The 9451-nt window shown below is 69.6% G+C and carries 10 protein-coding genes; 7 read left to right on the forward strand and 3 right to left on the reverse strand.

Annotated features, from left to right (window positions below; genetic code table 11):
* Nucleotides 1-63: 63 nt before the first annotated feature.
* The gene (locus tag QZT59_RS12970) at nt 64-1101 is read left to right on the forward strand and encodes a hypothetical protein (protein WP_290816931.1); all 1038 of its coding nucleotides are present in this window, start codon (nt 64-66) and stop codon (nt 1099-1101) included.
* A gap of 368 nt (nt 1102-1469) precedes the next feature.
* Here QZT59_RS12970 and QZT59_RS12975 read toward each other — a convergent pair whose 3' ends face one another.
* A complete protein-coding gene (locus QZT59_RS12975; protein ID WP_290816935.1) occupies nt 1470-2198 on the reverse strand; it encodes a DUF429 domain-containing protein in 729 nt (242 codons plus the stop codon).
* A 384-nt stretch (nt 2199-2582) separates the two neighbouring features.
* On the opposite strand from QZT59_RS12975, the gene QZT59_RS12980 reads away from it, so the two are divergent.
* From QZT59_RS12980 to phnE, 3 genes are all read left to right on the forward strand, one after another.
* Nucleotides 2583-3599, forward strand: coding sequence for a PhnD/SsuA/transferrin family substrate-binding protein (locus QZT59_RS12980; RefSeq protein WP_290816938.1), 1017 nt, complete (start codon nt 2583-2585; stop codon nt 3597-3599).
* A 41-nt stretch (nt 3600-3640) separates the two neighbouring features.
* Nucleotides 3641-4474, forward strand: a complete 834-nt coding sequence (phnC, locus tag QZT59_RS12985) for a phosphonate ABC transporter ATP-binding protein (protein WP_290816941.1) — start codon at nt 3641-3643, stop codon at nt 4472-4474.
* Nucleotides 4475-4546: 72 nt separating this feature from the next.
* The gene (phnE, locus tag QZT59_RS12990) at nt 4547-5608 is read left to right on the forward strand and encodes a phosphonate ABC transporter, permease protein PhnE (protein ID WP_290816950.1); all 1062 of its coding nucleotides are present in this window, start codon (nt 4547-4549) and stop codon (nt 5606-5608) included.
* 333 nt (nt 5609-5941) lie between these two features.
* Here the strand turns inward: phnE and QZT59_RS12995 are convergent, their stop codons facing one another.
* Entirely contained in the window at nt 5942-6742 is an 801-nt protein-coding gene (locus QZT59_RS12995) for an inositol monophosphatase (RefSeq protein WP_290816959.1), read from the reverse strand.
* A gap of 85 nt (nt 6743-6827) precedes the next feature.
* Here QZT59_RS12995 and QZT59_RS13000 point away from each other — a divergent pair, with 85 nt between their 5' ends.
* From QZT59_RS13000 to QZT59_RS13010, 3 genes are all read left to right on the forward strand, one after another.
* Nucleotides 6828-7118, forward strand: coding sequence for a hypothetical protein (locus QZT59_RS13000; RefSeq protein WP_290816962.1), 291 nt, complete (start codon nt 6828-6830; stop codon nt 7116-7118).
* A gap of 1 nt (nt 7119) precedes the next feature.
* Nucleotides 7120-7629 carry a DUF3368 domain-containing protein gene (locus QZT59_RS13005; RefSeq protein WP_290816965.1) on the forward strand — a complete coding sequence of 170 codons (510 nt, stop codon included), beginning with the start codon at nt 7120-7122 and terminating at the stop codon, nt 7627-7629.
* 417 nt (nt 7630-8046) lie between these two features.
* A complete protein-coding gene (locus QZT59_RS13010) occupies nt 8047-8559 on the forward strand; it encodes a hypothetical protein (protein WP_290816968.1) in 513 nt (170 codons plus the stop codon).
* A 13-nt stretch (nt 8560-8572) separates the two neighbouring features.
* Here QZT59_RS13010 and QZT59_RS13015 read toward each other — a convergent pair whose 3' ends face one another.
* Nucleotides 8573-9262 carry a DUF4336 domain-containing protein gene (locus QZT59_RS13015; protein ID WP_290816971.1) on the reverse strand — a complete coding sequence of 230 codons (690 nt, stop codon included), beginning with the start codon at nt 9260-9262 and terminating at the stop codon, nt 8573-8575.
* Between the last annotated feature and the right edge of the window lie 189 nt (nt 9263-9451).

The raw sequence follows: 9451 nt of genomic DNA on the forward strand, positions 1-9451 counted from the left end.
CACCCGAGATCGCATCGACCGCGTCACGGCGGCGCACAGAGGCTACCGCTCGGAGGTGCCGTGATGCGGATCCAGCGCTCGCACCTCGCGGTGCTGTTGAACCGCCTCTACGACCGCGGTGACGACCGGTTCCCGATCGCCCACCCCGCCAACGAGGTCGGCGAACTCCTGACGGTCGAGCTCGGCGAGCCCGAGGACTGTACGGTCCGCTTCTCGAAGCGCCGCGACGACTACGCGAGCGCCCGCGACGAGGTCGGCCGACACCATCCCGAGCCCGTCGCCGACGACCTCCCGGAGCCCGACGAGTACGTCAAAGCCGCGGTGGCGAGCGGGATCGTCCCGATCGACAACTACGACGCGGTCGGCACCTTCGTCGATCGCTACGGCGATCCGGACCTGATGGCCGGCCACCCGCCGGTGTTCGCGGGCTTCGACACCAACCTGCTCCCCTGGCGGATCGATCGCATCCTCGGGCTGCGCGACCCGGACGAGGGCGTCGGCTACGTCAACGGCTTCGTCCTCGCGGCGGGCGTCCGCGACGAGCTCGACTGGGACGTCAAGTGCCACGACGCCGACCCCTACGTCGACGCGTTCGGTCCCGCGTTCGAAGAGTACTGGAACCAGCCGGTCGGCTCGGGCCGGATCAGCCGACTCGGGCTGCTGGCCTACCGCGACGTCAGGGACATCCAGCAGGCGGAGGAGATCGACTGCGATCGCGGGGACGAACCGATCGTCGACGCCTACGACGAGTGGCAGTCCGAAGCCCGCGGACAGATCCTCCTGTTCAGCAACGACCGCACCTTCGTCGAGCGGGCCCGCGGCCACACCATCCTCGCCCAGCACGTGGCGTTCCCGCGGGACCTCCCGCGGAAGGCGACCGCGACGTGGCGCGAGGTCGAGACCCTCCTCTACGTGCTGACCCTCCTGTTCGGCGTCCTCGAGCTCCCCGGCGTGACCGTCCGCGGCGTCTGGCGCGGGAAGGACGGCCTCGACTGGCAGCGCGAACGGCTGCAACTCGACCCCCGGAGCCCGATCCTCGAGCCGCGCCTGGAGTGTGACCTCGCGATCGCCGAGTCCTACGAGGAGACGCGGGTGCGCTGAAACCGACGGACGCTCCGGGGAAGCGAGCGATCGCAGCGGCTCTCGTTACCGGGAGACTCGCACTGGCGGGGCGAGGCGCTCGGCGACGCGGGGGTTTCGCTGCCGGGACGAGGTTCGCACTGTCGGAGTGAGGTTCGCATTGCCGGGACGAGGTGCGCGCTGCCGGGGCTGACGGACGGTTCGAACGGAAGTGGCCTCGGTGCCTTCGGATCGTTCGTCGACGGACGCGAGGAACGGGGAAGCCCCGTCCGGCCCCTACGCCCTCGGCACCGCAGTTCGCGTCGTCATCGGCCGGCCGGTGGTACGCCGCGGACCGCGAAAACCGTTGTGCCGGCGCCGGTGTGGCGCCGCGATCACTCCGGCCCCGGTCACTCCGGTCTCGCGTACACCATCTCCATCGGCAGTCCCGTCTCGTCGGTCGGCGGCTCCTCCGGCAGCGTCTCGAGGCCGCCCGTCCGCTCGCTCGCCGTCAGCGCCAGCGCGAACGCGTCGAGCAGGTCGTCGTTCGACGCGCCGGCGTCGAGGCCCGTCCCCGCCGCGCGGACGCCCTCGAGGACGTCCGGATCCACCGCCTCCAGCGCGTCGATCCGCTCCCAGAAGGCGGCGACCGGCTGGCCGGTCTTGGAGTACCGCATCGACGCCTCGTCGTTCAGCGCCCAGAAGCAGACCTCGGGGTGCGCCTCCCGGATCGTCCCGCGAGCGTCCGCGCCGGGTCCTCGGAGGAAGTCGTCCAGCTCGCGTAACTTGTCCGCGATCCCCCACGTCTGCACGCCGAGGCTCCCATCGGTTCGCGCCTCCTGGATCGCCTTCGCCTCCTCGTAGCCGTCCGCCGCGAGCGCCGGCCGGATCGGCGTCGGGAAGACGCTCGAGTGCCGATCCGGGCTCAGCACCCGTCTCGCGGCCGCGTCGCAGGTCCGCGGCTCGGCGGAGTCCTCGCGCAGGCCGATCGGGACGTCGATCAGGATCGTCTCCGCGTCCCCGTGAGCGGCCCACAGCGCCTCGACGTCCGGGTAGACGCCCCGCCCCGCGTACGAGTCGTCCGCGTAGACGACCGCGAGCCAGCCGTCAGTCGTGCCGTCGACGCCGACGTACGTCACGCACACCCCTTCGAACGGCGGTCGGATGAAACGTGCGGTCAGTCGAGGACGGCTCCCCGGCCCCGGGTCGAGCCCCGGCCGAGTCGAACCACCCCAACTGGACCCCGGCCGAATCGAACCACCCCGACTGGACCCCGGCCGAATCGAGCCATCCTAACTGGACCCCGGCCGAATCGAACATTCGTCGAATTCGACGGGAGTCGAAGGGGGCTGGACCGGTACGGGTGGCGTTACAACCGGTACCGTAACACTACCCAAACTGTGTCCCACATCAGCATATATTGTTTATAAATCACACGTTTTGTCCGCTTTTAGCGCTATAATTGTGGACGTACGGTCGAATTTTTCTCAGATTTATGTACCTTGACATAGTCTAGTGTCCACATGCCACAGGGTGCGACAATCGGTGTGGATCGGCGAACGTTTCTGGCAGGGACCGGGGCCGCGGCGCTCGCGGGCGCGAGTGGGTATCTCGGCGTCGCTCGCGCGACCCGGGAGGAGGTGCGCTTCGTGCTCAACCCGGCGGAGGCCGACGTCGACATCACCAGACAGTATCAGCCGATGATCGAGTACCTCGAGGCGGAGACGGGCGCGACGATCGATCCGGTCGAAACCGCCTCCTACGCCGAGACGCTGGTCGCGATTCGGGACGGACACGCGGAGATCGCGGACTCCTCGCCCTCGGCCGCCGTCGCCGGCGAAGGCGTCGTCGACGTCGTCGGCATCCGGGTCGCCTTCGGCGCCGCCCAGTACTTCGCGACCATCACGACGACGCCCGAGGACGGGATCGAAGAGCTGGCCGACCTCGAGGGGGAGCTGATCTACGCCGGCGCGCCGATGTCGGTCAGCGGCACGCTGGTCCCGCTGGTCATGCTCCAGGAGGCCGGCCTCGACGTCGGAACCGCGCCCGACGGCGACCCGGTCGACTTCGACATCGAGTACGGCGATCACTCGATCGCGCGCAACCAGCTGATCCAGCGCGAGGAGGTCGCCGCCGCCTGTACGGGCGCGTTCACCAGCGCGCCGCTGGTGCCCCAGGAGCAGTTCGACGAGTACGAGGACTTCGTCGAGTACTCCGCCGAGTACGAGGACGCGGGCTCGGACATCGGCGACGAGGACGCCGACCCGAACGACGAGCTGCGGTTGCTCGACGTCTCGGATCCGCTCCCCCGGGCGCCGATCATCGCGCGCTCGGACTGGGACGACCCCGTCCGAGAAGAGGTGGAGGCGGCGATCCTCGCCGTCGAGGAGGAGGACCTCGCCCACGACGACGAGGAGCTCGACGACGACGAGGTCGAGGAGCTGTGGTTCACCGGGGTCGAGGAGGGCGACATCGACGACTACGAGCCCATCCGCGAGGTGCTCGACGCCCTCGACCTCCAGTTCGAGGACCTGGAGTGACGCGCCGCGAGCACAGCGGACGCGAAACCGACCCAGCCGACATGAGCGAGATCGAAGTCGACGGGCTGACGAAGGTCTTCGGGGAGACCGTGGCGCTCGAGGACGTCTCCGTCGAGATCGAGGCGGGCGAGTTCGTCGTCGTGCTCGGCGTCTCCGGCTCCGGGAAGTCGACGCTGCTGCGCTGTCTCAACGGACTGACGGCGCCGACCGAGGGGGCCGTGTACGTCGACGGCGAGGCGGTCACCTCCCCGAGGAGCGACGTCGCGATGATCTTCCAGCAGCACAACATCATCGGCGGGATGAGCGCGTACTCGAACGCGCTCACCGGCGGGTTGAACCGCGCCGGCTTGCTCGAGAGCGTCCTGAAGCTCCACGACGAGGAGGAGAAGATCCGGGCGCTCGAGGCGCTCGACACCGTCGGCCTGCTCGAGCAGGCCCGACAGCGCGCCCGGCGGATGAGCGGCGGCCAACAGCAGCGGGTGGGCATCGCCCGCGCGCTGGTCCAGCAGCCGAACGCCCTGCTCGCCGACGAGCCGGTCGCGAGCCTCGACCCGGGAAGCTCCCAGCAGGTGATGGGCTACCTGCGCCGGGCCGCCGAAGAGCGCGGCCTGACGGCGCTCATCAGCCTCCACCAGGTCAACCTCGCCCGGAAGTTCGGCGAGCGGTTCGTCGGACTGCGCGACGGTCGGAAGGTGTTCGACGGCTACCGCGAGGAGTTCACGATCGACGTCGTCGACGAGATCTACGGCGAGGTCGACACCGAGGGGATGTTCGCCGACCCGGACGATGGCGACGGGGCGGTCGTCGACGGAGACGTCGCGGCCGGGACCGATCGGTCGGACGGGAGGCGCGACCGGGGGCAGGTCACCGAATGAACGCCACGAAACCCACCGCACCATGAGCGTCGAGACCGACCAGACCACGAGCGCCACGAAACCCACCGCACCATGAGCGTCGAGACCGACCCTCGCGTCCGCGAGACCTACCGGTCGATCAAACGTGCCAGACGCATCCGGGCCGTCGGGTACGGCGCGCTCGTCGCCGTGGTCGCGTACCTGTTCTACAGCGCGCTCGTCGCCATCGACTGGTTCGGGACGAGTCGCTACTACGGCGCGTTCGGCGACGCCGTCATGGATTTCTTCCCCTTCATCGTCTCGGAACCCCCGTTCGTCGACCCGAGCGGGGTCCGCGAGTACGGCGCCTTCATCCACGACCGGGAGCTCATCTACGACGTCGAGCTCCTCGAGGAGCTGTCCTCGCCGACGGCCGACCCCGTCGCCTTCCTCGTCGAGCTACCCGGCTTCGTCGCGACGGTCCTGACCGCCGGCGGCGGGCCGCTCGTCCTCTTCGGCGTCGCCGGCACTACGCTCTCGATGGCGGTCGCCGGCACCGTCATCGGCTTCCCGTTCGCCCTGCTCTTCGGAATCCTCGGGAGCGAGCGCGTCACGCCGTTCCCGTTCAACTTCGTCTTCCGCGGGGTGATGTCGATGATCCGCGCGATTCCGGCGCTGGTCTGGGCGCTCATCTTCGTCCCGCTGTCCGGGCTCGGCCCCGTCACCGCGATGATCGCGATCGCCGTCGACACGGTCGGCAACCTCGGCCGGCTCTTCGTCGACGAGCTCGAGGAGATCGAGGACGGCCCCATCGAGGCGATGGAGACGACCGGCGCGAGCCGCCCCCAGACGATCGTCTTCGGGATGCTCAGCCAGGTCCACACCTCCTTCATCGCCTGGACGCTCTACATCTTCGAGATCAACGTCCGGATCGCCGTCTCGCTCGGCATCATCGGCGGGGGCGGGCTGGGGCTCGTGCTCGCGACCCAGATCGACCTCTTCGCGTTCACCGAGGCGATGGCGACCATCCTCGTCATCCTCGTGCTGATCATCTCCGTGGAGCTGTTCAGCCAGCGCATCCGCGCGCGGATCCGCGCCGACGAGAGCGAACCCGGCTCGCTGTGGGAGCTGCTGAAGGGCTTTCCGCGAAGAATGGTCGAGTCGCTGGCGAAGTAACGTGCGAGGCGGCGGCTCGCGGTTCGTTTTCGTGGGGGTCGTCAGACGGGTCGGCCGCTCGCGAACGGGGAGCGCAGCGACCCGTGAGCCAAGACGCCGAACGAAGTGAGGTCGCTCGAAAGGCGCGGGGCGCCTTTCGTGGTGGCGAGAGGGCTCCGCTCTCTCGAACCACGGCGAGGCTGGGGAGGTGTGAGGTGCGGTGGGCGGGATCGAAAAGGGGCCGGGGCTTTCTGGTCCTGGTATTCGCAGAACAAGCCGGACTGACCGCGGATGGATCGGCATCCGAGCGGAAAGCCCACACCCGAAACGAATCGCCAGGCCGCCGGCAGCCGGCTATCCGTCTCCGATCTCCCGGGCCGCATCCAGCACCTCGTCGTGAACGCGTCCGTTCGAGGCCACGAGCCCCTCGCTATCGAGACGCCACGGCTCCCCGTGGACGTCGGTCACCGTGCCGCCGGCCCGCCGGACCAGGTGGACGCCGGCGATCGAGTCCCACGGATTGGGCGTCAGGTTCGTGACGACGCCGTCGAGGGCGCCCTCGGCGAGCAGCGCGAGCGATACCTGGATCGAGCCGAGCCGGCGCATGTCGCCGAAGCGCTCGACGATCGCCCGGGCGGCCGCCGCGTACTCGTCGCGCGCGTCGCGGCCCCAGTAGAACGTCGGCGCGACCGTGCACGCCTCCGGATCCGCGGTATCGCTGACGGAGACCGACGTCCCGTTCCGCGTCGTTTCCCCGTCGCCGGCGACGTACGCGGCGTCGAACGGCGGCAGGTAGTTGCACGCCGCCAGCGGCTCGCCGTCCGCGACGGCGGCGACGCTGGTGGTCCACAGCGGCAGGTGGCGGACGAAGTTGTGGGTGCCGTCGATCGGGTCGATCACCCACGCGCGGCCCGTCTCGGGGACGGACTTGGCGACGTCTTCCTCCTCGCCGACGATCGCGTCCTCGGGGTAGGCCGCGGAGACGACGTCGACGACGCGGCGCTGGGCGAGTCGGTCGGCCTCGGTCACGTAGTCCGTCTTCCCCGACTTCGTCTCGACCGCTCCCTTCCCGCGAAACCGTTCGTTGGCGACCGCTCCGCCCTCGCGGGCCGCCCGCTCGGCCACGGCGGCGGTCGATTCGGGCGCATCGGTCATAGGCCTCGTTCGGGTCCCGCCGCCTTAGTACTCGGGCGAGGGTGCTCACTGGAACGTCCGTGTGCAACGTATACACAGCATATCCGTGGGAACCATCTCCGCTCGCGTTCCGGACGATTTCGAGGAAGAACTCGAGCGCTACCTCGAGGAAGAGCGACTGGACCGGAGCACGGCCGTCCGGAAGCTGCTGATGGAAGGGCTGGAAGACTGGCGGCGCGAGCGAGCGCTCCGAAAACTCGAGGCGGGCGAAGTCACGTTCGTGCGGGCAGTAGCTCTCGCGGACGCGTCGATCTGGGAGTTCGCTCGACTCGCCGAGGAGCGGGACGCGACGTGGGTCGACGGGGATCGCCTGAAAGCCGATCTCGACGAGCTGTGAGATGTACGTCTTCGACGCCGCGCCGCTGATCTACCTCGCGAAAGCGGACCGACATTCGTCGGTCGACGAGCTCCCGCCGGCCTGTGTCACTCCGGAACTCGTGTACGAGGAGGTCGTCACGGCCGGTCTCGCCGAGGGGTACCCCGACGCCAGGCGGATCGAACGCGCCGTCGAAGACGGCGTGCTCGACGTCGCCCCCGTCGAAGTGACGGCGACGCTCGAGCGGCTTCGTCGTAACGAGAACCTCGGCGATGCGGACGCGGTCGTGCTCGCGCTCGCGTCGGAGCGCGACGGAACGGCCGTCGTGGACGAGCGATACGGACGGATGGTCGCCGACGCCGAGGGAATCGAGACGCGCGGGACGGCGTCCGTGATCCTCCGACTCCTCCGCGAGGGCGCCATCGACGCGGAGGAGGTGCGAGCGACGATCGACGGGATGATCGACGCCGGCCGGTACTTCGCGCCGGCTCTGTACGCGAAGATCCTCCGGAAGATCGAGGAACTGGGCTGACGATCCGGCCGGCGTACGGCCCCCGCGTGCAACCGGATATCGTACCGCCCTCCGATCAGTCGCCCAGATGACCGGGTCGCCTCGATGACCGGTCGGGCCGCGAGCATCGACGCCGGTCACGCCGTCGCGGGCGTCGTCGCGATCCACGCGGAACCGTTCGCCGGGCTCGAGACCGCGGGGAACGCGATCGCCCGCCGCGGGATCGTCGAACCCGACGGGAGCCACCTGCCGACGCTCCGTCGGGCCCGAGAATCCGCGGCCGCGATCCGGGCGCCGGGGCGAGGACGCGGACGACACCCGGCTCTCACGAAACCCCCCGATCCGGGACGGCCGGCCCCGGCGGGCGTGGCTTTACGGCCCCGTCGCGACTAGGTCGCGATAGATGACCGCCGATCCGTTCCGCACGGAGCACGACGGATGACCGCCGACGGTCCCGACGATCGCGCCGCGAAACTCCGCGAGGAAGCGACGTGGTACGAGACCAAAGCCGACGCGCTCGAGGACCTGCGCGAGGAGGTCGGCTCCGAGGACGTCGAGGACACCCGGCTCGCGGGCCTCTACGCGGAGGTCGCGACCAGCCTGCCGCAGGTGTGGAACACGGTGACCGCGTTCGTCGACGTCGAGCGCCAGCAAGACCTCGGTAACGCGAACGGCGAAGCCGTGAGCGGTGACCGCGAGGAAACTGCGAGCGCCGAGGCGGTCGTCACCGAAGAGTCGAAATTGGCCCGCGGCTGGTGGGCGCCGGAGATCGTCGGAGACGCCGACGCAATGATCACCCTCGACGTCCAGCGCGGACTGCCGGCGGGGGCCTTCGAGAAGCAGGCTCGGGAGGAACTCATGGAACTGATCGAGGAGGCGCGCGAGGCGGCGGCGTCGGCCAGGGAGGAGGCCGCGGCGCTGGAGGGAGACGGCGGCGGGGACGGAGCGTGACCGGCCGGAAGGTCTACGCGTCCGCGAGCAACCAATCGTAGCCCTCGAGCACCGCTCGCTTCCCGCCGGTCTCGACGATCTCGCCGTGGCCCGGGATCACGCGGTCGAAGTCCCAGGCGAGCACCCGCCGGATCGACCGCCGGAACGACTCCTCGTTGGCGATCGTGTACCGGAACTCGATCGGCGGACTCACCCGTCGATAGATCCGAAGCGCCCGGGCCACCAGTCGCGTCGGCAGGGGACTGGTCTGACCGATGTGAAAGCCGACGTCGCCCAGGATCAGCGTCCGGCTCGGGGGGTGGAAGAACGCGATCTCCTCGAGCCACCGGTGGCCGACGACGGCGACCTGGTCGACGTCCGTCGCCCACCGCGGATCCGGCGCGTCGCCGAGCAGGTGGTCGAACGCCAGGTCGGATCGGCGAGCCGGGAGGCCGGGCGCGGCCAGCAGCTCGACGTCGGGGTACGCCGCCGCGTACTGCTCCATGTACAGGTGCCCGTGAAGCTTGCTCGCCGGCGCGACGAAGCGCACCTCCCCCAGCTCGTCGAGGGCCGCCCGCAGCCGGGACGTCAGTTCCGCCGGCGACTGGACGAAGAGGCCGCCGCTCGAGAGGCGGATCACCGTCATGATCCGCCCGAGTTCGACCCCGACGGATCGCAGCGGTTCCTCGTACGTCCAGAGGCGATCGTCCAGTTGCCGGAGCATCGCGTGCGGGTACCAGAGAGGTGACCGTAAACCCACCGACGAACGCAGCCGGACGTAAGTGCCGCGCAACCGGCCGTCGAAGCTCGTTACTGCCGCTCGCGGCTCACTACCCTCACCGCTCGCCATCCCGAGGTACTCACTCGCTTCGCTCGCTCGTTCCTCGCCGCTCGCGGCTCACTACCCTCACCG

Source organism: Halovivax sp. (genome assembly GCA_007119345.1).
Taxonomy (GTDB): domain Archaea; phylum Halobacteriota; class Halobacteria; order Halobacteriales; family Natrialbaceae; genus Halovivax.

Excerpts from the sequence above, each read along its gene's own strand:
- QZT59_RS12970 (WP_290816931.1), top strand. The coding sequence starts at position 64 with ATGCGGATCCAGCGCTCGCACCTCGCGGTGCTGTTGAACCGCCTCTAC.
- QZT59_RS12980 (WP_290816938.1), top strand. The coding sequence starts at position 2,583 with ATGCCACAGGGTGCGACAATCGGTGTGGATCGGCGAACGTTTCTGGCA.
- phnC (WP_290816941.1), top strand. The coding sequence starts at position 3,641 with ATGAGCGAGATCGAAGTCGACGGGCTGACGAAGGTCTTCGGGGAGACC.
- phnE (WP_290816950.1), top strand. The coding sequence starts at position 4,547 with ATGAGCGTCGAGACCGACCCTCGCGTCCGCGAGACCTACCGGTCGATC.
- QZT59_RS12995 (WP_290816959.1), bottom strand. The coding sequence starts at position 6,742 with ATGACCGATGCGCCCGAATCGACCGCCGCCGTGGCCGAGCGGGCGGCC.
- QZT59_RS13005 (WP_290816965.1), top strand. The coding sequence starts at position 7,120 with ATGTACGTCTTCGACGCCGCGCCGCTGATCTACCTCGCGAAAGCGGAC.
- QZT59_RS13010 (WP_290816968.1), top strand. The coding sequence starts at position 8,047 with ATGACCGCCGACGGTCCCGACGATCGCGCCGCGAAACTCCGCGAGGAA.
- QZT59_RS13015 (WP_290816971.1), bottom strand. The coding sequence starts at position 9,262 with ATGCTCCGGCAACTGGACGATCGCCTCTGGACGTACGAGGAACCGCTG.